Raw genomic sequence first — 22,768 nt, 5'->3', positions numbered from 1 at the left:
GGCCGGTACCGGGCCACCGGCCCGACGTGGGGGGACCGCCCGGCCGGCGGTCCCGCCCACTTCGCTGCGGAGCTCCCATGACTGCCATCTCCCGGAACAACGGCGTACGCGAGGACGGCGGCGCGCGAAGAGACGACGGCGCGCGAACGGACGACGGGGCGTGCGCGCGAACGGACGACGGCGCGGGAACCGACGACGGCCTGCGCGAGCTGGTCGACGTGCTGCTGCCGGGGATCGACCGGTTCGCCGACCTCCTCACCTGCCGGATCACGCAGGAGGAGGACGCCTACCGCGACCACGGCCATGTGAAGCACGACCAGCTGCGCACCTCCTGCGCGGACAACCTGCACTCCATGGTCACCCAGCTCGGCCGGGACGCCCTCGACCTGCGCGTGCCGCACGACACCGGCCGTTTCAAGGCCGAGCACGGGGTGCCGCTGTCGGCGGTGACGCACGCCTACCGGCTCGCCGGACGGTTCCTGTGGGAGTGCGTCCTGAGCGAGGCGGGAGACACCGTCACCCGGGAGATGCCGTACGTCGCCACGGCCGTCTGGTCGGTCAGTGACGCCTTCACCGACGCGGTGGCGACGGCCTACCGCGAAGCCATGACCGAAAGGGCCCACCACGACCGGCAGGTCAGAAGCCTGCTGCTCGCCGCACTGCTCGACGGCAGGCTGGACGAAAGCACGCACCTGTGGGAGTGCGCCGACGCGCTGCGGCTGCCGCAGCGCGGAGTCTTCGCCGTGGTGAGTGCCGAGGGCGGATCCGGGGGCCGTCCGGCGGACGAGGGTTCGCTGTACGACCTGGAGGGCGCGCTGCGGGGCCTCGGCATCCGGTCGGTCTGGCGACAGGAAGAGGACGCGCAGGTGGGGCTGCTCTCGCTGCGGTCTCCCCGGGGCCTCGCCCAGGCAATGGACCTCATGCGCCGGCGAGGCGCCCGGCGGGTGGGGGTGAGCACCCTCTTCCACGGCCTGGAGCAGGTGCCGGGCGCCTTCCGCCAGGCGCGGCTCGCCTGCGCCTGCGTCGAGCCGGGCACCGGCGAGGTGGTCTCGTACGGCGACTCACCGGTCCGCCTGATGGTGGTGAGCGCCCCCGACTCGGCCCGGCACGCGGTGCGCACCGTACTCAGCCCCGTTCTCGAACTCCCGCCGCACGAAAGGGACGTGCTCCTGGAGACGCTGGGCCGGTGGTTCGCCTCGGGCGGGTCCGCCGCCGAGACGGCCGCCCGGATGTACTGCCACCGCAACACGGTGACCCACCGTCTGCGGCGCGTACAGGAACTCACCGGGCGCTCACCCGCCGACCCGGTGGGAGCGAGCGAGATCCACCTCGCGCTGGAGGCGCACCGCCTGCTGACGGGGCCGTCGTCCGCCGGCACGCCCGGCGTCTGACGCGGGCGCCGTCCCCCCGCCCTGGGCGGGCCGGGGGACGGCGCAGCGGTCACGGCGGCTCAGCGCCCCGGCGGCCTCCCCGTCAGGGGCCGGTCCCGCGGGACGCGCCCGCCCCGGTTCCCAGCAGGACCCGCGCCTCCAGTTCGGCGTACTCCGCGCCGCCCCGTTCCCTCCGGTCGAGGACCGATCCCAGCCAGCCGAACAGGAAGCCGAGCGGGATGGACACCAGCGCCGGGTTGCTGAGCGGGAAGACGGCGAAGTCCCTGTCCGGCAGCAGCGATGCCGGCCCCCCGGACAGGGCGGGGGAGAGCAGCACCAGCAGCACCGAGGAGAGCAGCCCGCCGTACATGCTCCAGAGCGCCCCCCTGGTGGTGAAGCGCCTCCAGTACAGGTGGTACAGCAGCGCCGGCAGGATCGCGGACGCCGCGACGGCGAAGGCCAGGCCCACCAGGAACGAGATGTTCTGGCCCTGGGCGTACAGGGACAGTCCCGTGGCGGTGACCCCGATCAGCAGCACCCCGCCCCTGGCGACCAGGAGTTCGCTCCTCTCCGACGCCCTGCCCGCCCGCAGCGCGACCTGGTAGAGGTCGTGTGCCAGCGCGGTCGACGCGGCCAGCACGATTCCGGCGACCACCGCCAGGATCGTGGTGAAGGCGACGCACGAGATCACGGTGAGCAGGAACGCCCCGCCGAGACGCTCCGTCAGAAGCAGGACGGCGGAGTTGCCGGTGGCGCTGTCGGCGGTGATGGTGCCGCGTCCGAGCACGGCCACCGCGCCGAACCCGAGCACACCGCCCGTCAGGCAGAACACCACCGTCAGCCAGGTCGCCCACGTGACCGATCCGCGTGCCGCACGCGCGGTGGGCACCGCCCCGAGCCGCATGAGCAGGTGCGGCAGCCCCGCGGCTCCCAGCAGCACGGCCAGTTGCAGGCTGAGCGAGTCGAGCCTGCCCACGCTGTCGTCGCCGTAGCGCACGCCCGGCCGCAGGAAGGCGTCCCGCAGCCCGCTGTGGTCCGCCGCCCGGGTCAGCAGGACCGAAGGGTCCCAGCCGTAGCGCGACATGACGAGGACGGCCAGCCATCCGCCGCCGCCGAGCAGCAGCACGGCCTTGACCAGCTGTACGGCGGTCGTCGCCCGCATGCCGCCGATCAGTACGTAGAGCACCATGAGGATCCCGAGCGCCCCGACCATGATCTGCCGCGCGCCGGCGCCGTCCAGACCGAGGATCGGCGCGGCGAGCGCCCCGGCGCCGACCAGTTGGGCGGTCAGGTACACCAGCGAGATGACGAGGACGGAGATGCCCGAGGCCAGGTGCACGGACCGGGGACGCAGACGCCTCCCCAGGCTGTCGCCGATCGTGTAGCGGCCGGTGCTGTGGAACGGCTCGGCGATCAGCAGGAGCATCACCACCCAGGCGACGATCGGGCCCAGCAGGTAGGAGATGCCGTCGTACCCCGCCAGCGCGACCACTCCGGGGGAGCCGAGCAGGGTCGCGGCCGACATGTAGTCGCCGAAGAGCGCGACACCGTTGCGTGCCGGCGTGAGCCGGCCGTCGCTCACGTAGAAGTCGCCCGGAGTGACCCGGTCCGTCGTGACCCACAGGGCCAGGAACAGCGCGCTGGCCACGAAGGCGGCGAAGACCACGAACACCGGGAACGGGCCGGCGGCGGCCAGGGAGGCGGCGGTGGTCATCGCGCGTCCTCCCGCGAGCCGAACCGGTCCCCCGGATGCGGGCCGGGGTCGAAGTGGGTCCTGGCATGGCGGTTGTACCAGCGGACCGCCCAGACGGTGGTGAGGCACTGCACGAGGCTCATGGCCAGGCCCGTGTTCAGCGGCCCGGCGATCCGTACCGCCATCACCCCGCGCGCCTCGCTCGCCAGCAGGGCGTTGAGGAGGTAGAGCGCGACGACCGCGCCGGCCACGGTGAAGACCGGCCGCCGGCGTGCCGCGCGCAGACGCGGCAGGGCCGGATCGTCCTGGGGCGGCTCGGGGGCGTACGGGGCCGCGAACGTCGCGGAGTGGTACGTGGCGGAGTGCGGTGCGCCGTACGCGGCGGGGTGCGGACGGGGCGGGGGCGTCGGCCGCCCGTAGGCGGCGGGACGCTGCCAGGGGCCGGGATCCGTCCATGGCCCCTGTCCCCGCCAGGGGCCGGAGCCCTGACCCGGATCGGAGTTCCGCCACGGACCGGGGCCCTGCCCCTGATGGGGCTCCCGCGACGGTGGCGGGGGGACCGCCGGGCTCATGACGTCCCTCTCGGCGGCTCGGTGCCCGGGCCGCCGGCCGCCCGGTGCGCGAGCCGGTGCTCGGCACCGGCCGGGTCGCGGGCGAGCTCCCGCGCCATGCGGCGGGCCCACCTGTCCCTCGCGCCGCGCCGGAGGCCACCCGCCGCGGCCTCCTCGCGCAGCGTGTCGGCGTACCGGCCGGCGAGCTCCCGCCGTCCGCCGACTCGTTCGACGGTCTCGGCGATGGCTCGGAGCAGCTCCGCGTCGGAATACAGGGACTCGTGGTCGAGCCGGCTCAGATACAGGGCCGACACCGACTGAGGATCCCCTTCGGGGGGCGGGGTCATGCGGCTCATGACAGTTCCTCGGGGAGAAGGGCGGATGGTTTTGGACCGGGGGGCTGCTCACGTGACGACGTCGACGGCCAGCTCCCCGTCCGCGTACTGCTTGCGCAGCGTCTTCTTGTCGAACTAGCCGACGGATGTCCTGGGCACCGCGTCGAGAAGCGCCCAGCGCTCCGGCAGCTGCCAGGCGGCCACCTTGCCGGCGAGGAAGCGCCGCAGTTCGCCGTGGGTGGTGCCGCTCCCGTCCCGGAGCACCACCGTGGCCAGGGGGCGCTCCCCCCATGTGTCGTCCGGGACCGCGACGACGCAGGCCTCGGCCACCGCCGGGTGCGCCATGAGGTGGTTCTCCAGCTCGACGGACGAGATCCACTCCCCGCCCGACTTGATCACGTCCTTGACCCGGTCGGTGAGGGTGAGGAAGCCGTCGGCACTGATCGTTCCGACGTCCCCGGTGCGCAGCCAGCCGTCGTGGAACTTCTCCGGGGCCTCGTCGAGGTGGTAGGAGCCGGTGATCCAGGGACCGCGCACCTCCAACTCGCCGACGCTCAGCCCGTCCCACGGCAGAACGGCCCCGTCCCGGCCGACGAGCCGGGCCTCCACCGGCGCCGGGAAGCGGCCCTGGCTGAGGCGGTACCGCCAGGCGTCCTCTCCCTCGGCGCCCTCGGGGGCGCGGGCCAGGGCGCCCAGCGGCGAGACCTCGGTCATCCCCCAGGCGTGCAGCAGCCGGATGCCCAGCTCGTCCTCGTAGGTCCGCATCAGCGACGGCGGGCAGGAGGAGCCGCCCACGACGGCCTCCTCGAGGCTGGAGATGTCGGCGCCGGGATGCTGCCGGACGTGGTCGGCCAGGCCCTGCCACACCGTCGGCACGCCCGCGCCCTTGGTGGGGCGGGAGGCGGCGATGAACCGGGCGAGCGGCGCGGGAGCCAGGAACCTGTCCGGCATGGCGAGCGAGGCGCCGGTGAGGAAGGCCGCGTACGGCAGGCCCCAGGCCTGCGCGTGGAACTGCGGGACGATCGCGAGCAGGCGGTCCCGGGCGGAGATGTCCATCAGGTCCGGCAGGCTGATGCCCAGCGAGTGCAGGTACAGCGAGCGGTGGCTGTAGACGACGCCCTTGGGGTTGCCCGTGGTCCCGGAGGTGTAGCACATGGCCGCCGCCTGGTTCTCGTCCAGGTCCGGCCAGTCGTACGATCCGGGCCGGCCTTCCAGCAGCCGCCCGTAGTCGTGGACGGTCACCGGGGCGTCGGGCACGAGTGCGGACTCCGCCTCCCCGTTGACGATGACGTGGCGCACCGTGCGCATGCCGGGCAACAGCGCGGCGAAGGCCGCGAGCAGGGGGCCGTCGACGATGACGACCGTGTCCTCGGCGTGATCGGCGATGTAGGTGAGCTGCTCGGGGAAGAGACGGATGTTCAGGGGGTGGATCACGGCGCCCATGGCGGGCACGGCGAGGTACGCCTCCAGGTGCTCCTGGTTGTTCCACATGAAGGTGGCCACCCGGTCGCCGGGCCGGACGCCGAGGCCGGCCAGCGCGTGGGCGAGCGCGGCGGCGTTGCGGCCGACGCGGGCGTAGTCGGCGCTGCGGGTGCCGGTGTCGGTGGCGGTGACGACCTCGCTGCCACCGTGCAGCTTCATGCCGTTCTCCAGCAGTCTGCTCACGAGCAGGGGCACGGCCTGCATGGTGCTGGGAACGGGGTGGCGGCTGGGCATGTGCGTGGTGTCCCTCGGATCTCGATGCCGGTGCGCGGCTCGGCCACCGCACTGGCCGCTGCGGCTCGTGCCGCGATCCTGGGCGCCGCACCGGGGCGCGGGTAGCTCCAGGGGGAGATATGAGTTCGGAGGTCTCCATTCGGAGATGGTCAGGGCACCGGCGGAGGAGGAGGATGTGGGCCCGGAGTGCGCACGTCCACTCCTGGTCCGCCCGCGGGAGACGACCTACCATGACGAACGTGTCAGACGGGAGCCGGGACCGGCCGCCGCCGAGCGCCCTGTTCGAGCTCACCGAGGGATACAGCCAGGTCCTCGCCCTGCTCGACCAGTCCGTCGCCATGCGCCGCATCGTGGACGACGTTCCCGAGCTGAGCGGGGTGGACGTCGCGTGGGTGGGCGAACCGGACGGCGCCGACCGGCTGGTGCTCGGACACGTGGTCCACGCCCGTACGCCCGCCGTGGACGGCCTGGTCGTCTCCGCCGGGTGCGGGCTGGGCGGGCAGGTGATGCTCCGGCGCCGGCCGCTGTGGGTCAGTGACTACCGCCGCTCCGACACCATCACCCACCACTTCAACGCGCAGGCGGAGACCGAGGGGCTCGGCGCGATGATCGCCGTGCCCGTCGTCCACGACGACCGGCTGCTGGGCATCCTCTACGGCGCGAACCGGGAGACCTCCGTGTTCGGCGACCGGACGACCGGGGCCCTGGAACTGGCGGCGAGCCGGGCGGCGGCGGCCGCGGTGGTGGCCGAACGTGCCCGTCACGCGGCGGAGGTCGCCGTGCACGAGGAACGGCGCCGGCTCGCGCTGGACCTGCACGACACCGTGGGGGCCATGCTGTTCACCCTGGGCATGGGCATCCGCACGCTGGCCGAGGAGTTGCCGGCCGGGGACGCCGTGTCGGCACGTCTGGGAGACCTGGAGGAGCAGGCGATCCAGGCGGCCGCCGCGTTGCGCGTGTCGCTGCACGCGCTGCACGCCCCTCCGGAGGAGGTCGCTCTCGGCGTCGCGCTGCGCGGTGACTGCAGGGCCTTCCAGCAGCGCACCGGCGTGATCGCCCGGCTGATCATGGTGACCGAGGTCCCGGCCCTGGCGCGGGGCCGGATCAGGGCGCTGACCGAGGCGGCGCGGGAGGCGCTGCTGAACGTCGAGAAGCACGCGCGCGCCCGGTCCGTCGTGGTGAGCGTGTTCGCCCTGTCCGGGGGTGTCGGGGTGACCGTCGCCGACGACGGTGTGGGCCTGCCCCCGGAGGACGGCTCCTCCCGCGGCATCGGCCTGTCCACCATGTCGGAGCGCCTGGAACGGGTGGGCGGCCGGGTCACCGTCGGCGGCAACGAGGACGGCGGCGTGACCGTCCAGATGTGGGTGCCGGCGTGAACGAGCCGACGGTGCGCGTGCTGGTCGTGGACGACCATCCCATCGTCCGCGACGGCGTCGCCCTGGCGCTCGGCAACGCCTCCTGGATCAACGTGTCCGGATACGCCAGTTCGGGGCGGGAGGCGATCGGCGAGGCCGAGCGGCTGGTGCCGGACGTGGTCCTGCTGGACCTCCGCCTGCCCGACATGCTCGCCCCCGAGGTCGTCCGGGAGCTGCGGACCCGCGTTCCCGGGGTGAAAGTGGTGATCTTCACCGCCTATCCCGAGCACGCCGCCCTGGAGGAGGCGCTCGACGCCGGGGCGCACGCCGTGGTCGTCAAGGACGCGGAGCGGTCGGACCTGGTGGACATCGTCCGCCGGGTCGACGCCGGGGAGAGAGTGGTCCGCACCAGCCCGGACCACCTGCTCAGCGTGCTGCTGAACCGAAGGCTCAAGGAGAGCGGCCTGACCCGCCGCGAGTACGAGATCCTGCGCAGGGTGGCGATGGGCGAGACCAACCCGGAGATCGCCGACGTGCTCGGCCTGAGCCGGAACACGGTCAAGACCTACCTCCAGCGGACGCTGGAGAAGCTGGGCGCCCGCAACCGCGTGGAGGCCCTGGCGCGCGCGAGCGAGCGCGGGATCCTCTAGCGCCCCGCCCCGCCCCGGGCGCACTACCATGGACGGTCTGCCGGCGTCATGAGATGCAGGGCGAGCGATCTTTGGGGCCTGGGAAGATGCTGAGAGAGGTCACCGCGACCCGCTACGTCGCACCCCTGCACTCCGGCGGCTCCGTGCCCGGTGTCGTGGAGGCCGACGACCTCGGCACCTACGTCGTGAAGTTCACCGGCTCCGCGCAGGGCCGCAAGGCGCTGGTCGCCGAGGTCGTCGTGGGCGAGCTCGCGCGCGCTCTCGGGCTGCGCTTCCCCGAGCTGGTCCTGGTGCACTTCGACCCGGCGATCGCCGAGCACGAACCCCACCAGGAGGTGCGCGACCTGCACGCCGCCAGCGGGGGTCTCAACCTCGGCATGGACCACCTGCCGGGGGCGCGGGACTTCACCCCCGAGGTCGCGAGGAGCTTCCCCGTGGACCCGCTGGAGGCGGGGCGGATCGTCTGGCTGGACGCGCTGACCGTGAACGTCGACCGCACCGTGCACAGCTCGAACCTGATGGTCTGGCCCACGCTCGGCATCGCGCCGCCGCGCCTGTGGCTCATCGACCACGGCGCCGCCCTCGTCTTCCACCACCGCTGGGACACGTCGTCGCCGGAGAAGGCGTACGACTTCCGCCACCACGCCCTCGGCCACTACGCCCCGGACGTGCGGGCGGCCGACGCCGAGCTGGCCCCCAGGGTGACCGAGGACCTGCTGCGGGAGATCGTCGCGGAGGTCCCGGACGCCTGGCTCGACGGTGAGCCGGGCTTCGCGACGCCGGACGAGGTCCGCGCGGCGTACGTCGGGCATCTGCACGCGCGGGCCCGGGCCTCGGCGGCCTGGCTGCCGACCGACTTCCCCAGCCGGGAGGAGCTCGCCGCCGAGGAGGCCCGGCGCGCGGAGCGGACCGAGCGGGGACGGCCGGACTGGCTCAAGCGGGTCCCCGACCTGCACGGCAAGCCGGCCGCGGAACAGGACTGGTCGGCGCACCTGGGCTGACCGGCCGCCCCGGTGGCCGGCCGACGACTTGACGGCCGACCGTGCCTGGGCCGTCGCCTCCCGGTTCAGCCCCGGAGCTGCTCGTACGCCGGGAGCGTCAGGAAGTCGGCGTAGTCCTCGTCGAGGGAGACCTTCAGCAGCAGGTCGTGGGCCTGCTGCCAGTGGCCCGAGGCGAAGGCGTCGGCGCCGATCTCGGCGCGGATGTTCTCCAGCTCCTCGGCGGCGACCCGGCGCGCGAGCTCGGGCGTGGCCTTCTCGCCGTTCTCGAACTCCACCCCCGCGTTGATCCACTGCCAGATCTGCGACCGGGAGATCTCGGCGGTGGCCGCGTCCTCCATGAGGTTGAAGATGGCGACCGCGCCGAGGCCGCGCAGCCAGGCCTCGATGTAGCGGATGCCGACCTGGACGGCGTTGACCAGACCCGCGTAGGTGGGCCGGGCGTCGAGGGAGTCGATCGCGATGAGGTCGGCGGCCTCGACGTGGACGTCCTCGCGCAGCCGGTCCTTCTGATTCGGCCTGTCGCCGAGGACCTTGTCGAAGGACTCCATGGCGATCGGCACCAGGTCCGGGTGGGCGACCCACGAGCCGTCGAAACCGTCGTTCGCCTCGCGGTCCTTGTCGGCGCGGACCTTCTCGAAGGCGACCTTGTTGACCTCCGCGTCCCGGCGGGAGGGGATGAACGCCGCCATGCCGCCGATCGCGTGCGCGCCGCGCTTGTGGCAGGTGCGGACGAGGAGTTCGGTGTACGCCCGCATGAACGGGGCGGTCATCGTGACCGCGTTGCGGTCCGGCAGGACGAACTTGGCCCCGCCGTCACGGAAGTTCTTCACGATGGAGAACAGGTAGTCCCAGCGGCCGGCGTTCAACCCGGAGGCGTGGTCGCGCAGTTCGTACAGGATCTCCTCCATCTCGTACGCCGCCGTGATCGTCTCGATCAGGACGGTGGCGCGGACGGTGCCCTGCGGCACGCCGAGGTGGTTCTGCGCGAAGACGAAGACGTCGTTCCAGAGGCGGGCCTCCAGGTGCGACTCCGTCTTCGGCAGGTAGAAGTACGGGCCCTTGCCGAGGTCGAGCAGGCGCCGGGCGTTGTGGAAGAAGTACAGGCCGAAGTCGACGAGGGCGCCGGGCACCGCGGTGCCGCGCTCGTCGACGAGGTGACGCTCGTTCAGGTGCCAGCCGCGCGGGCGCATGACGACCGTGGCGAGCTCCTCGTCCGGCCGCAGGGTGTAGGACTTGCCGGACGCCGCGTCGGTGAAGTCGATGTTCCGGGTGTAGGCGTCGATCAGGTTGAGCTGGCCGAGGACGACGTTCTCCCAGGTCGGGGCGGAGGCGTCCTCGAAGTCGGCGAGCCAGACCCGCGCACCCGAATTGAGCGCGTTGATGGTCATCTTGCGGTCGGTGGGGCCGGTGATCTCGACCCGGCGGTCCTCCAGCGCGGCCGGGGCCGGGGCCACCTTCCAGGAGTCGTCCGCGCGGATCGCGGCCGTCTCGGGGAGGAAGTCGAGGGTGGAGGTCCGGGCGATCTCGGCGCGGCGCTCCGCGCGGCGGGCGAGGAGGTCGTCGCGGCGCGGGGTGAACCGCCGGTGCAGTTCGGCCACGAAGGCGAGCGCCGCGTCGGAGAGGACCTCCTCCTGCCGGGGCAGGGGCTCGGCGTCGACGATGGCCAGCGGGGACGGCGCTGGTGCGGACATGAGCTGTCACTTCCTTCGGGGAGCTGCTTCAGCGGACCACATGCCTGGCCACCCTGCCGTGGCACGGGATGCCAAGCGGTACGAAAGGGGCAAAGGTTGCCCATGGAGCGGGCGGGGGCTTCTGATCAGTGGATACTAGTTTCCTCATGGTGGAAGTTCAATGGTTTGTTGATGTCGAGAATCTCCGGGTCGAGGCAAGGTGGCGCTCGGTGCCACCCCGCTCACTCCAGGTACCCTCTTCCCCGCATCACTCCAGATGCCGCAAGTCCGCCTCGGTGTCGATGTCGTGGGGCCGGGCCACGTCCCCGCACTCGACCAGGGTGATCTCCTCCTCGTGCGCTTTCAGATAGGCGCGCGCCCCCCGGTCGCCGGTCGCGGCCGCCGCGACGCCCGCCCAGTGGGCCGCGCCGAGCAGGACGGGGTGGCCGCGCACACCGTCGTACGCCGCCGACGCCAGCGACCGCTCGTCCCGGTGCGCGGCGCGCACCCGGGCCACCGCCTCGGCCCCGATGCCGGGCTGGTCGACGAGCAGCACCAGCGCCGACCGGGCGTCCGTGCCGGCCAGGGACTCCAGCCCGGCCCGCAGCGAGAAGCCCATGCCCCGCTCCCAGTCCGGGTTCTCCACCACCACACAGCCCGACAGCTCCGCCCGCTCCCGTACGGCTCCGGCCCGTGCCCCGAGGACCACGTGGACGCGGGTGCAGCCGGCCGCCCGCAGCACCCCGACCGCGTGTTCCACCAGTGGCCGCCCCCGGTGTTCGAGCAGCGCCTTGGGCCGCCCCCCGAGCCTGCGCCCGCCTCCGGCGGCCAGCACCAGCCCGGCCACCTCGTCGTCTGTGCGTGTCATGGTTCCTGCATACCTGACAGCCCGTCGATGTCTGCGCGTGTCATGGTTCCTGCATACCTGACCGCCCGTCGATCGCGCGTTTGAGCGAGGACTGAATTTCGGTCCTCACGGTGGCGCATCCGTTTCGGGTGGCGTTTACTGACCCGCGTCCCCCGGCGCCGCGCTCACTCCACAGGGGTGTGCGCCGGGAGCACTGCGAACTGCGCACGACGGGGTGCGACGGGGAGGGCTGTGTTGCGGAGCTTGGAGCAGAGGCCGGTGACCGGCAGCGGCGAGGACCAGAGGGTGGCGGAGCTGCGCACCGCCGTGTCCCGATTGCGCCGCCAACTCGCAGCTCACCCGGTGGAGTTCCCCGATCGCGCCATAGCGGAGGACGAACTCGCCGCGCTGGCCGCGATGACGGCCCACGGCATACCCGAGATGCCCCGGCTGCGCCGCTCCCTGCTGTTGATCGCCGGCTCGATCGGCTCGGTCAGCGCCCTGGCCCGCGGGCTGTCGGAGGTCCGGGCCGCGGTGGACCTGTTCGGGGAGCCGCCCCGGCGCCGCTGACGGGCCGTCGGCTACGGTCAGGGGCGCAGGCGCCGGATGACCCCGCGTTCGGTGGCCGCCGCCACCGCCGCCGTGCGCGAATCCACGCCCAACTTGGCGTAGACGTGCACCAGATGGGACTTCACCGTGGCCTGGCTCAGGAACAGGCGCTTGCTGATCTGCAGGTTGGACAGGCCGTCCCGGACCAGTTCCAGCACCTCCAGTTCGCGGCGGCTGAGCGCGGCGGCGGGCGTGCGCATCCGGTCCATCAGACGGTGGGCGACGGCGGGTGCGAGGGCCGAGCGGCCGGAGGCGGCGGTGCGGACCGCCGCGGCCAGTTCCTGCGGCGGGGCGTCCTTCAGCAGGTAGCCCGCCGCGTCGGCCTCCACCGCGGCGAGGATGTCGGCGTCGGTGTCGTACGTCGTCAGTACCAGCACGCGTGGCGCGCCGGGACGGGCGGTGATCGCCGCGGTCGCCTCGGCGCCGTGTGCGCCGGTACCGAACTGCAGGTCCATCAGCACCACGTCCACCCCGCCCGCGGCGGCCAGTTCGACGGCGCGCTCCGCGGTCGGCGCCTCCCCGGCGATCTCGAAGTCGGGCTCGGCGGACAGCACGGCCCGCAGCCCCGCACGGACCACCGGATGATCGTCCGCCAGCAGCAGCCGGATCGTCACGCGCGGCTCCTGGAGAGAGGGAGGGGGAGGGGCTCCGAGGGGGCCGCCTTCGTGGCGGCCCGGTGCCGACCGGTCTCCGCCGCCGGGGGGTAGGGGAGGGTGACCGCCACCGCCGTGCCCTGACCGGGGGCCGACTCCACGGTGAGGGAGCCGCCCAGCGAGCGGGCGCGCGAGCGCATCGCGGGCAGCCCGAAACCGCCGTCCGCCGCGTCCCGCGGCGCGCTGTCCGCCGCGCTCGCCGTCGCGCCGTCCGCCGTGCTCCGCGGCCCGGCTTCCGTCCCGGCGCCGGGCGCACCGGGGTTACCGGGGTTACCGGGGTTACCGGGAGTGAACCCGATCCCGTCGTCGACGACGTCCAGCGCCACCGCCGTGTCCATGAAGCTGAGCGTGATCTCGGCGCGGCCGGCGCGGGCGTGCCGCAGGGTGTTGCCGAGCGCGGACTGGGCGATCCGCAGCAGCGCCACCTCGTACGGGGTGGGCAGCTCGGCCGGGGTGCCGCTCAGCGAGAAGCGGACCGCGGTCGTTCCCGCCGCATTCGCGCAGAGCCGCTCCAGCGCCCCGGCGAGCGACCCGCGTTCCAGGTCGGGCGGGGTGAGGGCGCGCACGAAGCGGCGCGCCTCGGCCAGGTTGTCCTGGGCCGTCGCGCGGGCCTGCTCGATGTGCGCGGCGGCCGGTGAACCGGCGGGCAGTTCGCGCTGAGCGGCACGCAGCAGCAGCTGGATGCTGGACAGGCCCTGCGCCAGGGTGTCGTGGATCTCCCGGGCCAGCCGCTCCCGCTCGGCGAGCGTCCCCGCGGCCCGCTCGGCCTCGGCGAGTTCGGCACGGGTGGCGACCAGCTCCTCGATCAGCTCCCGGCGCCGTTCGCTCTCCCGGTACAGGGCCTCGTAGCCGAGGACGGTGGCGACGGCGACCCCGGCGCCGAGCAGCGGGCCGATGAACGCCCCCGGCGACAGCGGCGCCCCGTGCCCGACGAATCCGGCGACGGCCGCCGCCGCGGTCGCGCCCACGACGGGCAGGCTCCAGCGCACCGGCAGCAGGTGCAGCTGGAGGAAGTACAGCGGGAAGGCGGCCCACAGGGCGTCGGGCGACAGCGCGAGCAGCACCAGCCAGGACGCGGTCAGTGCCGCCACCCACCCGGTGGCCGCGCGCCGGGAGCGGCGCACGGCCGGGCTCAGCGCGCCCCAGGCGAGCACCGCCCCCGTGCCGAGCGCCGCCACCACCGTGGCGGGGCCGTCCGCCCGGGCCGCGGCGAACGCCAGCAGCCCCGCGAACAGGGCGTACAGGCACAGGCGCAGGGCGACGACGACGGGGGAGTGCGGGCGGAGGTCCATGGCACCGTCCAGCGTAAGCGGGGCGGAGCCGGTACCGGTCAACCGAAAGGTTGAATCACGGCTGCGCCCTTCGGCCCCGCACAGCTGTCCCGCCGTGCGATGCCCGGCGGGGGCGCACCGGCGCAGGGTGGGGGCATGTTCGTCGCATGGAGAGACCTCCGGTTCGCCAAGGGGCGGTTCGCCCTGATGGGAGCCGTGGTCGTACTGATCACCCTGCTCGTGGGGCTGCTGTCCGGACTCACCGCCGGACTCGCCGGGGAGAACACCTCGGCGGTCCGCGGCCTGCCCGCCGACCACCTCGCCTTCGCCGCCCCGCCCGGCGGCCGGCCGGTGTCGTTCACCGGCTCCGCGCTGCCGCCCACCGCCCTGGACCGGTGGGCCCGGCGGGTCCCGTACGCGGAGCCCGTCGCGATCCGCACCCTCGAGGCGGAGGCCCGGGGCCGTACGGCCGCGGTGTCGGAGTTCGCCGTCCGGCCCGGCTCGGGCATCGCGCCCGCCGGGGTGGCGCCCGGGCGGGCCGTGCTGTCGGTGAAGGCGGCCGCCGCCCTGGGCGTCGCCGCCGACGACCCGGTCCGGCTCGGATCCGCCGAGTGGACCGTCGCGGCCGTCGCCGGCGGCGCCTCGTACAGCCATACGCCCGTGGTGTGGACCGCCTTCGACGGGGGCCCGGCGACGGTGATCGCCCTGCGCACGAACGGCGCGGACGTCCCCGCCGGGGACCGGGCCGCCGGCACGCGGACGCTCGGCAGGGACGACGCGCTCGACGCCATCGGCTCCTACCGGGCGGAGAACGGCTCGCTCCAGTTGATGCGCGGCTTCCTCTTCGTCATCTCCGCGCTGGTCGTCGGGGCCTTCTTCACCGTGTGGACGATCCAGCGGGCGCCCGACATCGCCGTGCTGAAGGCGCTCGGCGCCTCCACCCCGTACCTGCTGCGGGACGCGCTGGGGCAGGCCGTGCTGCTGCTCGTCGCCGGGACGCTGTCCGGCACCGCGCTCGCGGTCGCCGTCGGCGCCCTGGTCCGCGGCGGCGACGTGCCGTTCGCGCTGGACGTGCCGACCGTGCTGGTGCCCGCCGCGGTGACCGTCCTGCTCGGGGTGCTCGGCGCCACGCTGTCCGTACGGCGGATCACCGCCGTCGATCCGCTGACCGCGCTGGGAGGCGTGCGATGAGTCTGGTCCTGGACGACGTCACCCTGACCTACCCGGACGGGGACGGCAGACTGACCGCGCTGGACCGGGTGGCACTGGAGGTGCCCGCGGGCACGGTCACGGCCGTGGTCGGGCCGTCCGGCTCGGGCAAGTCCAGCCTGCTCGCGGTCGCCGCCACACTGATCACACCGGACAGCGGGCGGGTCCGGGTGGACGGGGCCTCGACGGACGAACTGAGCGCCGCCGAGCGGGCCGTGCTGCGGCGGCGGAGCATCGGCATCGTCTTCCAGCAGCCCAACCTGCTGCCGTCGCTGACGGCGCTGGAGCAGCTGGAGGTCATGGCCCGGATGGACGGGCGGCGGGCGGCGGCCGGACGGGCGCGGGAGCTGCTGGCCGCGGTCGGGCTCGCCGACCGGGCGCACCGGCGCCCGCACCAGCTCTCCGGCGGTCAGCGGCAGCGGGTGAACATCGCCCGTGCGCTGATGAACGAGCCCTCCGTGCTCCTCGTCGACGAGCCGACCAGCGCCCTCGACCACGAGCGCGGGGCGGCCGTGCTGGACCTGCTGGCCCGGCTCACCCGCGAGCGCGGCACGGCGACCGTCCTGGTGACACACGACCGCGCCCACCTCCAACAGGCGGACGCGGTACGCGAGATGCGGGACGGGCGGCTGACCGCCCTGGTCGCCTGAGGCCGGGTGGTGCCGCCGGCCTCAGCCCGTCGGGCCCGAGCTGGCCAGGGCCTGTGACAGCTCCACCGCCACCTGCTGGATGACCGGCACGATCTTCTCCGTGGCCGCCTCCGTGACCCGGCCCGCCGGGCCGGAGATGGAGATCGCGGCGGCGGTGGGGGAGTCGGGCACCCGGACCGCGAGGCAGCGGACCCCTATCTCCTGCTCGTTGTCGTCGAGGGCGTAGCCGAGCCGGCGCACGTCCGCCAGCGCCGCCAGGAAGCCCTCGGGCGTGGTGATCGTCTTCTCGGTGGCGGCGGGCATGCCGGTGCGGGCGAGCAGCGCCCGGACCTCGGCGTCCGGGGTGTGCGCGAGCAGCGCCTTGCCCACACCGGTGGAGTGCGGCAGGACCCGCCGGCCGACCTCGGTGAACATGCGCATGGAGTGCTTGGAGGGCACCTGCGCCACGTAGACGACCTCGTCGCCGTCGAGCAGCGCCATGTTCGCCGTCTCGCCGGTCTCCTCGACCAGCCGGGCCAGGTACGGGCGGGCCCAGGTGCCGAGCAGCCGCGAGGCGGACTCGCCGAGGCGGATCAGGCGGGGGCCGAGCGCGTACCGCCGGTTGGGCTGCTGACGGACGTATCCGCAGGCCACGAGGGTGCGCATCAGGCGGTGGATCGTGGGCAGGGGCAGTCCGCTGCTCGCGGAGAGCTCGCTCAGGCCGACTTCGCCGCCCGCGTCCGCCATCCGCTCGAGCAGGTCGAAGGCGCGCTCGAGGGACTGGACCCCACCGCCGGCGGAGGACTTGGCGGAGTCGGTGGTGCTGGCGCTGGACGTCGGCACGGCACGTTCCTTTCAGGGCGGGCAGGAAGGGCCAAAGCCTATCCCGGGGGCCGGTCGACTCCCCGCTTGTGCGGACCTACATCCTGCTCACTGGAATGGTAATTCCGCCTTGTGGAAACGTCTAGAGCGGCCGTCAGGGTGGCTGCAAGAGCGGCCTTTTCGGGGTGACCTCCGGGGCGGCCTCGGGGTGCCGTGCGGCGGGGTGCCCCTTGACGAGGTGCGGGCGGCAGAGAAGACTCCTTCAACAGAACGTTGAAATTTGGTGGGAGAGCGGGAGAGAGGGGTCCGGGTGTCCGACGCTGAACTGGTGCTGCGCTCGACGCGCGTCATCACGCCCGAGGGGACGCGCGCCGCGGCGGTCGCGGTCGCCGGCGGCCGGATCACGGCCGTACTGCCCCACGACGCGGCGACACCCGCCGGGGCCCGTGTGGAGGACCTCGGGGACGACGTCCTGCTGCCCGGCCTCGTCGACACCCACGTGCACGTCAACGACCCGGGCCGTACCGAGTGGGAGGGCTTCTGGACCGCCACCCGCGCGGCGGCGGCCGGCGGCATCACCACCCTGATCGACATGCCGCTCAACTCCCTCCCGCCCACCACGACGGTGGACCATCTGCGGATCAAGCGGGAGGCGGCCCGGGACAAGGCCCACATCGACGTCGGTTTCTGGGGCGGCGCGCTGCCCGACAACGTCAAGGACCTGCGCCCCCTCCACGACGCCGGCGTCTTCGGCTTCAAGGCGTTCCTGTCGCCCTCGGGCGTGGACGAGTTCCCGCACCTGACGCAGGAACGGCTGGCCGCGTCGCTGGCCGAGATCGCCGGGTTCGGCGGCCTGCTGATCGTGCACGCCGAGGACCCGCACCACCTCGCCGCCGCCCCGCAGCACGGCGGCCCCCGGTACGCCGACTTCCTCGCCTCCCGGCCGCGCGACGCCGAGGACACCGCCGTCGCCGGCCTGATCGCCCAGGCGAAGCGGCTCGACGCGCGCGTGCACGTGCTCCACCTGTCGTCCGGCGACGCGCTGCCGCTGATCGCCGCCGCCAGGGCGGAGGGCGTACGCCTGACCGTCGAGACGTGTCCGCACTACCTCACCCTGACCGCCGAGGAAGTCCCGGACGGCGCCAGCGAGTTCAAGTGCTGCCCGCCCATCCGCGAGGCCGCCAACCAGGACCTGCTGTGGCAGGCGCTCGCGGACGGCACGATCGACTGCGTGGTCACCGACCACTCGCCGTCCACGGCCGACCTCAAGACGGACGACTTCGCCACCGCCTGGGGCGGCATCTCCGGTCTGCAGCTGAGCCTGCCGGCGGTGTGGACCGAGGCGCGCAGGCGCGGTCACGGCCTGGAGGACGTGGTCCGCTGGATGTCCGCGCGCACCGCCGCCCTCGTCGGCCTCGACCGCAAGGGCGCCATCGAGGCGGGCCGGGACGCCGACTTCGCCGTCCTCGCACCCGACGAGACGTTCACCGTCGACCCGGCCGCCCTGCAGCACCGCAACCGCGTCACCGCCTACGCGGGCCGCACCCTGTACGGCGTGGTGAGGTCCACCTGGCTGCGCGGCGAACGCATCCTGGCGGACGGCGAGTTCACCGAGCCGAAGGGACGCCTGCTGACCAGAACGCCCTGACCTCCCGCGCCCCCATCCGCACCCGGCAGACCCCGAGAGGAAGACCTGATCACCGTGACGGCGCAGCAGCAAGCCCGTTGGCCCCGCTTCACCGGCGACGCGAACCCCTACGGAGGGGGCGACCCCTACGCGGACTACCGCACCGCCGACTTCCCCTTCACGCACCACGCCGACCTCGCCGACCGGCGGCTCGGCGCCGGAGTCGTCGCCGCCAACGACGAGTTCTTCGCCGAGCGCGAGAACCTGCTGCTGCCCGGGCGCGCCGAGTTCGACCCCGAGCGCTTCGGGCACAAGGGCAAGGTCATGGACGGCTGGGAGACCCGGCGCCGCCGCGGCGCCTCGGCCGAGCACCCCTGGCCCACCGCCGACGACCACGACTGGGCGCTGATCCGCCTCGGCGCGCCCGGCGTGGTCCGCGGCATCGTCGTCGACACCGCCCACTTCCGCGGCAACCACCCGCAGGCCGTCTCCGTCGAGGCCACCTGCGTGCCCGGCTCCCCCTCGCCGGAGGAGCTCCTCGCCGACGACGTGAAGTGGACGACGCTGGTGCCGCGCACCCCGGTCGGCGGCCACGCGGCCAACGGCTTCGCGGTGGACGTCGAACAGCGCGTCACCCACCTGCGGGTCAACCAGCACCCGGACGGCGGCATCGCGCGGCTGCGCGTGTACGGCGAGGTCGTGCCGGACCCGAAGTGGCTGGAAGTGCTCGGCACCTTCGACGTGGTCGCCCTGGAGAACGGCGGGCGGGTCGAGGACGCCTCCGACCGCTTCTACTCGCCGGCCACCAACACCATCCAGCCGGGCCGCTCCCGCAAGATGGACGACGGCTGGGAGACCCGGCGCCGCCGCGACCGGGGCCACGACTGGATCCGCTACCGGCTCGTCGCCCGGTCCCTGATCCGCGCGATCGAGATCGACACGGCCTGTCTCAAGGGAAACAGCGCCGGCTGGGCGTCGGTCTCGGTGCGGGACGGGGAGGACGGCGCGTGGACGGAGGCCCTGCCGCCCACCCGCCTCCAGCCGGACACAGCCCACCGCTTCGTCCTGCCCGCGCCCGCCGTCGGCACCCACGCGCGGGTGGACATCTTCCCGGACGGCGGCATCTCCCGCCTGCGCCTGTTCGGCTCCCTGACGGACGAGGGCGCCGCCCACCTGGCGGCCCGCCACCAGGAACTGGGCGGCTGACCCGGCCCGCGCGACCGGTGAGGCGCGCCGGCCCGGCCCGGGGGTATCCGGCCATCGGCCGATGAGTTGCGGACGGCGGCGGGGTCTGAGCTGATGACAGGGCGGCTGGAGCGTTCCGTACGGCGACGAGGACTTCGGCCGGTTCGTCACCGAGGTCTTCGACCGTGCGGGCGCCTTCCTGCTCGGCCGCCGCACCTACGACATCTTCGCCGGCTACTGGCCGAAAATGACCGACCCCGCCGACCCCATCGCCTCCCGGCTCAACGGCCTGCCGAAGTACGTCGCCTCCTCGACCCTGACCGACCCCGCCTGGCAGGGCACCACGGTGATCGGCGGCGACCTCGCCAAGGAGGTCGGCGCCCTCAAGGAGCGCACCGACGGGGAGCTCCAGGTCCACGGCAGCGGCGCCCTCGCCTGCTCCCTGTTCGCCCAGGACCTCGTGGACACCGTGCACCTGCTGACGTTCCCCGTCGTGCTCGGCGCGGGGCGCCGGCTGTTCGCGGAGGGCGCGGTCCCCACCGCCTTCACCCGCACCGGCGGCCGCGTGACCGCCGCGGGGGTGTCCATCCAGTCGTACGACGTCGCGGGCCGCCCCCGCTACGGCTCCTACGAGCTCCCGGAGGACGCCTGACCGGCGCCCCTCCCGGCGGGACAACCGGACGAGCCGGGAGGTTAACTCCCAGAAAACACATGGGACTTGACGGGAACATCCACAGGACTGTCGTTGACATGCCATGCTCTACGCGCGTCATCATGACGTCATGCGATTCCCCCCACGAATCACCCGCATCGGCGCCGCGGGCGCCCTCCTCTCCGCCCTGCTGGTGGGCGGCACCGTCACGGCCGGCCCGGCGGACGCCGCCGCGGCCTCGGCCGGCAGCGTCTGCTACGGCGACCTGCCCTCACAGGCGCACGACACGCTCGACCTGATCGACAAGGGCGGGCCCTACCCGTCCACGCAGGACGGGACCGTCTTCCAGAACCGGGAAAGCGTCCTGCCGCAGCAGGCGTCCGGCTACTACCACGAGTACACGGTCGTCACACCCGGCTCCCCCACGCGCGGCGCCCGGCGCATCGTCACCGGTGAGCGGACCCAGGAGGACTACTACACCGCCGACCACTACGCGACGTTCGACCTGGTCGACTTCGGCTGCTGAGCGGCTTCCGCGCTCCGCCGCCCCGGGCGCCCGGCGACGGCGAACGGTCCGAACGACTCCGATACCTCTTTCACCTCTTTCACCGCACGACCCTCGCCCCGCGGACCCCCCCACGCACATCGGCCGCGGGGCGAGCCGTGCCCGCCGGAAGCCCCCGTCCGGGCGCGCCGAAACGCCCAACTCGTCGGGGGCGCAGGGGAGTCGGGGCGGGCGGGGCGCGCCGCCCGCCCGCCGCCGGTCACCGCAAGCCGGCTCCCGGGCCGCCGAACCGCCGGGCCGCCGAACCGCCGGGCCGCCGAACCGCCGTGCCACCGAACCGCCGTGCCACCGAACCGCCGTCCCGTCACCGGTACCCGGCGCCCGCTCCCGCCGCGCCTCCCGGGCCCCCAGGGATCTCCGCGAGGGCGACCGGGCGCCGTTCGCGCCGGGACAGCTCGCAGGCCTCGGCGATGCGCAGCGCCTGCAGCGCCTCGCGGCCGTCGCACGGATTGGCCCGTTCGCCGCGCACCACCTCGACGAAGGCGCACAACTCGGCCGCGTACGCGGGCCCGAAGCGTTCCAGGAACCCGGTCCACGGCTTGTCCGCGGCCGGCGGCCCGGTCGGTTCGGTGGACGCGATCGGCGTGCGGTCGTCCAGGCCGACCACGATCTGGTCCAGTTCACCGGCCAGCTCCATGCGGACGTCGTACCCCGCGCCGTTCAGCCGGGTCGCCGTCGCCGTGGCGAGCGTGCCGTCGTCCAGGGTGAGCATCGCCGCGCCCGTGTCGACGTCGCCCGCCTCCCGGAACATCGCCGGCCCGGCGTCGGACCCGGCCGCGTAGACGTCGACGACCTCGCGCCCCGTCACCCAGCGCAGCACGTCGAAGTCGTGGATCAGGGTGTCCCGGAACAGCCCGCCGGACAGCGGCAGGTACGCGGCCGGGGGCGGTTTCTGGTCCGAGGTCATGGCGCGCACGGTGTGCAGGCGCCCGAGCCGCCCCGAGCGCACCGCCTCCCGGGCGCCGGTGTAACCGGCGTCGAAGCGGCGCTGGAAACCCATCTGCAGGACCGTCCCGGCCGCGTCCACCTCTGCGAGCGCCTGCAGCGTTCCCGGCAGGTCCAGCGCGATCGGCTTCTCGCAGAACACCGGAAGGCCCGAGCGTGCTGCCCGACCGATCAGTTCGGCGTGGGCGGACGTCGCCGTGGTGATCACCACGGCGTCCACGCCCCACTTGAAGATCTCGTCCATGCCCGGCGCCGCCGTCTCGCCCAGCCGGTGGGCGAGTTCCTGCGCCCGTGCCGGATCGGTGTCCGTGAGGATCAGCGACCCGACCTCGCGATGGCGACTGAGTGTGTTCGCGTGAACGGTGCCGATGCGGCCCGTCCCGATGACCCCGATGCGCATGGGAACAAAGTGAGGGCCGACCCGGGACACTGTCAATGTGCATGTCCTGACAATCTGACTACACGACTTCCCGTCAACAGGCCACGGGGTTACGCTCGTGGCCGTGCCCAAACCTCAAGTGGACCCGACCGTGGCCCTCGAGCTCCGTGTCGACCGGAGCTCTCCGGTGCCGTTGTACTTCCAGCTGTCCCAGCAGCTGGAAGCCGCGATCGAGCACGGAACGCTCACGCCCGGCAGCCTTCTGGGCAACGAGATCGAGCTGGCCGGGCGCCTCGGCCTGTCCCGGCCCACGGTCCGCCAGGCCATCCAGTCCCTCGTGGACAAGGGCCTCCTGGTGCGCCGCCGCGGTGTCGGTACCCAGGTCGTGCACAGCCAGGTCAAGCGCCCGCTGGAGCTCAGCAGCCTCTACGACGACCTGGAGGCGGCCGGCCAGCGCCCCGCGACCAAGGTCCTGGTCAACACCGTCGTACCCGCGTCCCCCGAGATCGCCGCCGCGCTCGGCGTGCCCGAGGACGGTGATCTGCACCGGGTGGAGCGGCTGCGGCTCGCGCACGGCGAGCCGATGGCGTACCTGATCAACTACCTTCCGCCGGGCCTGCTCGACCTGGACACCGCGCAGCTGGAGGCCACCGGCCTGTACCGCCTGATGCGTTCCGCCGGGATCACCCTGCACAGCGCCCGGCAGTCCATCGGCGCCCGCGCCGCCACCGCCGCCGAGGCCGAGCGGCTCGGGGAGGCGGAGGGCGCCCCGCTGCTCACCATGCAGCGCACCACCTTCGACGACACCGGACGCGCCGTCGAATTCGGCACGCACACCTACCGGCCGTCCCGCTACTCCTTCGAGTTCCAGCTGCTCGTACGTCCCTGAGGGCGCCCCGCCCCGGGCTGTCCCGGACCCGCCCCGACCCGTTCCGGACCCGCCCCGCGGGTGCCGTGGGGCCGCCGAACGGAGGTCGCCGCGACCGCCGCACGGCCGTCGTAATGTTCGGACAATGTGACGGCGCAGCGCTCCC

20 protein-coding genes and 2 pseudogenes are annotated in these 22,768 nt (G+C 73.7%); 12 read left to right on the top strand and 10 right to left on the bottom strand.

Annotation, left to right across the window (positions count from 1 at the left end; all coding sequences use genetic code 11):
• The first annotated feature begins 77 nt into the window (after positions 1-77).
• Complete coding sequence (locus ACIPM1_RS17050; RefSeq protein ID WP_402434959.1) at positions 78-1,391, top strand: PucR family transcriptional regulator; 1,314 nt, start codon at positions 78-80, stop codon at positions 1,389-1,391.
• 82 nt (positions 1,392-1,473) lie between these two features.
• On the opposite strand, the gene ACIPM1_RS17045 is transcribed toward ACIPM1_RS17050, so the two are convergent.
• The 4 genes and pseudogenes from ACIPM1_RS17045 to ACIPM1_RS17030 form a co-directional block, all read right to left on the bottom strand.
• Positions 1,474-3,084 carry a cation acetate symporter gene (locus tag ACIPM1_RS17045; protein WP_402434957.1) on the bottom strand — a complete coding sequence of 537 codons (1,611 nt, stop codon included), beginning with the start codon at positions 3,082-3,084 and terminating at the stop codon, positions 1,474-1,476.
• Positions 3,081-3,635, bottom strand: coding sequence for a DUF485 domain-containing protein (locus ACIPM1_RS17040; protein ID WP_402434954.1), 555 nt, complete (start codon positions 3,633-3,635; stop codon positions 3,081-3,083). Before ACIPM1_RS17040 ends, ACIPM1_RS17045 begins: the two co-directional genes overlap by 4 nt.
• Positions 3,632-3,970 (bottom strand): hypothetical protein, encoded by a 339-nt coding sequence (locus ACIPM1_RS17035; protein ID WP_402434951.1) that lies wholly within the window; start codon positions 3,968-3,970, stop codon positions 3,632-3,634. The genes ACIPM1_RS17040 and ACIPM1_RS17035 overlap by 4 nt, the downstream gene beginning before the upstream one ends.
• A gap of 117 nt (positions 3,971-4,087) precedes the next feature.
• Positions 4,088-5,665 (bottom strand): annotated as a pseudogene (locus ACIPM1_RS17030) (long-chain-fatty-acid--CoA ligase); the annotation flags it as partial.
• A 239-nt stretch (positions 5,666-5,904) separates the two neighbouring features.
• Here ACIPM1_RS17030 and ACIPM1_RS17025 point away from each other — a divergent pair.
• The 3 genes from ACIPM1_RS17025 to ACIPM1_RS17015 all read left to right on the top strand — a co-directional run bounded on the left by ACIPM1_RS17025 (position 5,905) and on the right by ACIPM1_RS17015 (position 8,671).
• Positions 5,905-7,041, top strand: coding sequence for a GAF domain-containing protein (locus ACIPM1_RS17025; protein ID WP_402434948.1), 1,137 nt, complete (start codon positions 5,905-5,907; stop codon positions 7,039-7,041).
• Positions 7,038-7,670 carry a response regulator transcription factor gene (locus tag ACIPM1_RS17020; protein ID WP_356184036.1) on the top strand — a complete coding sequence of 211 codons (633 nt, stop codon included), beginning with the start codon at positions 7,038-7,040 and terminating at the stop codon, positions 7,668-7,670. Before ACIPM1_RS17025 ends, ACIPM1_RS17020 begins: the two co-directional genes overlap by 4 nt.
• Positions 7,671-7,756: 86 nt before the next feature.
• On the top strand, positions 7,757-8,671 hold the full coding sequence (locus ACIPM1_RS17015; protein ID WP_402434945.1) for a HipA family kinase: 915 nt from the start codon (positions 7,757-7,759) through the stop codon (positions 8,669-8,671).
• A gap of 65 nt (positions 8,672-8,736) precedes the next feature.
• Here the strand turns inward: ACIPM1_RS17015 and aceB are convergent, their stop codons facing one another.
• Together aceB and ACIPM1_RS17005 are read right to left on the bottom strand one after the other, a co-directional pair.
• Positions 8,737-10,362, bottom strand: a complete 1,626-nt coding sequence (aceB, locus tag ACIPM1_RS17010) for a malate synthase A (protein ID WP_402434942.1) — start codon at positions 10,360-10,362, stop codon at positions 8,737-8,739.
• 247 nt (positions 10,363-10,609) lie between these two features.
• A complete protein-coding gene (locus ACIPM1_RS17005; protein ID WP_402434939.1) occupies positions 10,610-11,209 on the bottom strand; it encodes an NTP transferase domain-containing protein in 600 nt (199 codons plus the stop codon).
• 231 nt (positions 11,210-11,440) lie between these two features.
• Here ACIPM1_RS17005 and ACIPM1_RS17000 point away from each other — a divergent pair, with 231 nt between their 5' ends.
• Complete coding sequence (locus ACIPM1_RS17000) at positions 11,441-11,758, top strand: DUF5955 family protein (RefSeq protein WP_402434936.1); 318 nt, start codon at positions 11,441-11,443, stop codon at positions 11,756-11,758.
• A gap of 17 nt (positions 11,759-11,775) precedes the next feature.
• On the opposite strand, the gene ACIPM1_RS16995 is transcribed toward ACIPM1_RS17000, so the two are convergent.
• Both ACIPM1_RS16995 and ACIPM1_RS16990 read right to left on the bottom strand, forming a co-directional pair.
• The gene (locus ACIPM1_RS16995) at positions 11,776-12,411 is read right to left on the bottom strand and encodes a response regulator (RefSeq protein WP_402434933.1); all 636 of its coding nucleotides are present in this window, start codon (positions 12,409-12,411) and stop codon (positions 11,776-11,778) included.
• Positions 12,408-13,742, bottom strand: coding sequence for a sensor histidine kinase (locus ACIPM1_RS16990; protein ID WP_402434930.1), 1,335 nt, complete (start codon positions 13,740-13,742; stop codon positions 12,408-12,410). Before ACIPM1_RS16990 ends, ACIPM1_RS16995 begins: the two co-directional genes overlap by 4 nt.
• Before the next feature lie 135 nt (positions 13,743-13,877).
• On the opposite strand from ACIPM1_RS16990, the gene ACIPM1_RS16985 reads away from it, so the two are divergent.
• Both ACIPM1_RS16985 and ACIPM1_RS16980 read left to right on the top strand, forming a co-directional pair.
• Positions 13,878-14,912, top strand: coding sequence for an ABC transporter permease (locus tag ACIPM1_RS16985; RefSeq protein WP_402434927.1), 1,035 nt, complete (start codon positions 13,878-13,880; stop codon positions 14,910-14,912).
• Positions 14,909-15,580: an ABC transporter ATP-binding protein gene (locus ACIPM1_RS16980; RefSeq protein ID WP_402434924.1), complete on the top strand. Its 672-nt coding sequence runs from the start codon at positions 14,909-14,911 to the stop codon at positions 15,578-15,580. The genes ACIPM1_RS16985 and ACIPM1_RS16980 overlap by 4 nt, the downstream gene beginning before the upstream one ends.
• A 21-nt stretch (positions 15,581-15,601) precedes the next feature.
• On the opposite strand, the gene ACIPM1_RS16975 is transcribed toward ACIPM1_RS16980, so the two are convergent.
• Positions 15,602-16,402 carry an IclR family transcriptional regulator gene (locus ACIPM1_RS16975; RefSeq protein ID WP_402434922.1) on the bottom strand — a complete coding sequence of 267 codons (801 nt, stop codon included), beginning with the start codon at positions 16,400-16,402 and terminating at the stop codon, positions 15,602-15,604.
• Between the two features lie 289 nt (positions 16,403-16,691).
• Between ACIPM1_RS16975 and allB the strand changes: the two genes are divergently transcribed.
• The 4 genes and pseudogenes from allB to ACIPM1_RS16955 all read left to right on the top strand — a co-directional run bounded on the left by allB (position 16,692) and on the right by ACIPM1_RS16955 (position 20,371).
• Positions 16,692-18,029, top strand: a complete 1,338-nt coding sequence (gene allB, locus ACIPM1_RS16970; protein ID WP_402434919.1) for an allantoinase AllB — start codon at positions 16,692-16,694, stop codon at positions 18,027-18,029.
• 54 nt (positions 18,030-18,083) lie between these two features.
• Complete coding sequence (gene alc, locus ACIPM1_RS16965) at positions 18,084-19,214, top strand: allantoicase (RefSeq protein ID WP_402434916.1); 1,131 nt, start codon at positions 18,084-18,086, stop codon at positions 19,212-19,214.
• Between the two features lie 100 nt (positions 19,215-19,314).
• A pseudogene (locus tag ACIPM1_RS16960) lies at positions 19,315-19,845 on the top strand (dihydrofolate reductase family protein); the annotation flags it as partial.
• Positions 19,846-19,975: 130 nt separating this feature from the next.
• Complete coding sequence (locus ACIPM1_RS16955) at positions 19,976-20,371, top strand: ribonuclease domain-containing protein (protein WP_402434913.1); 396 nt, start codon at positions 19,976-19,978, stop codon at positions 20,369-20,371.
• A 343-nt stretch (positions 20,372-20,714) separates the two neighbouring features.
• Here ACIPM1_RS16955 and ACIPM1_RS16950 read toward each other — a convergent pair whose 3' ends face one another.
• Positions 20,715-21,755 (bottom strand): Gfo/Idh/MocA family oxidoreductase, encoded by a 1,041-nt coding sequence (locus tag ACIPM1_RS16950; protein ID WP_402434910.1) that lies wholly within the window; start codon positions 21,753-21,755, stop codon positions 20,715-20,717.
• Positions 21,756-21,885: 130 nt separating this feature from the next.
• Here ACIPM1_RS16950 and ACIPM1_RS16945 point away from each other — a divergent pair, with 130 nt between their 5' ends.
• Positions 21,886-22,623: a GntR family transcriptional regulator gene (locus ACIPM1_RS16945; RefSeq protein WP_402435472.1), complete on the top strand. Its 738-nt coding sequence runs from the start codon at positions 21,886-21,888 to the stop codon at positions 22,621-22,623.
• Positions 22,624-22,768 lie beyond the last annotated feature (145 nt).

This window comes from Streptomyces sp. NPDC086766 (assembly GCF_044746005.1).
GTDB lineage: Bacteria > Actinomycetota > Actinomycetes > Streptomycetales > Streptomycetaceae > Streptomyces.
This window is presented reverse-complemented; position numbering and strand designations above follow the sequence as displayed.

Excerpts from the sequence above, each read along its gene's own strand:
- ACIPM1_RS16990 (WP_402434930.1), bottom strand. The coding sequence starts at position 13,742 with ATGGACCTCCGCCCGCACTCCCCCGTCGTCGTCGCCCTGCGCCTGTGC.
- ACIPM1_RS16955 (WP_402434913.1), top strand. The coding sequence starts at position 19,976 with ATGCGATTCCCCCCACGAATCACCCGCATCGGCGCCGCGGGCGCCCTC.
- ACIPM1_RS17045 (WP_402434957.1), bottom strand. The coding sequence starts at position 3,084 with ATGACCACCGCCGCCTCCCTGGCCGCCGCCGGCCCGTTCCCGGTGTTC.
- ACIPM1_RS16950 (WP_402434910.1), bottom strand. The coding sequence starts at position 21,755 with ATGCGCATCGGGGTCATCGGGACGGGCCGCATCGGCACCGTTCACGCG.
- ACIPM1_RS17005 (WP_402434939.1), bottom strand. The coding sequence starts at position 11,209 with ATGACACGCACAGACGACGAGGTGGCCGGGCTGGTGCTGGCCGCCGGA.
- ACIPM1_RS16985 (WP_402434927.1), top strand. The coding sequence starts at position 13,878 with ATGTTCGTCGCATGGAGAGACCTCCGGTTCGCCAAGGGGCGGTTCGCC.
- aceB (WP_402434942.1), bottom strand. The coding sequence starts at position 10,362 with ATGTCCGCACCAGCGCCGTCCCCGCTGGCCATCGTCGACGCCGAGCCC.
- ACIPM1_RS17035 (WP_402434951.1), bottom strand. The coding sequence starts at position 3,970 with ATGAGCCGCATGACCCCGCCCCCCGAAGGGGATCCTCAGTCGGTGTCG.
- ACIPM1_RS16980 (WP_402434924.1), top strand. The coding sequence starts at position 14,909 with ATGAGTCTGGTCCTGGACGACGTCACCCTGACCTACCCGGACGGGGAC.
- ACIPM1_RS17040 (WP_402434954.1), bottom strand. The coding sequence starts at position 3,635 with ATGAGCCCGGCGGTCCCCCCGCCACCGTCGCGGGAGCCCCATCAGGGG.
- ACIPM1_RS17015 (WP_402434945.1), top strand. The coding sequence starts at position 7,757 with ATGCTGAGAGAGGTCACCGCGACCCGCTACGTCGCACCCCTGCACTCC.
- ACIPM1_RS17050 (WP_402434959.1), top strand. The coding sequence starts at position 78 with ATGACTGCCATCTCCCGGAACAACGGCGTACGCGAGGACGGCGGCGCG.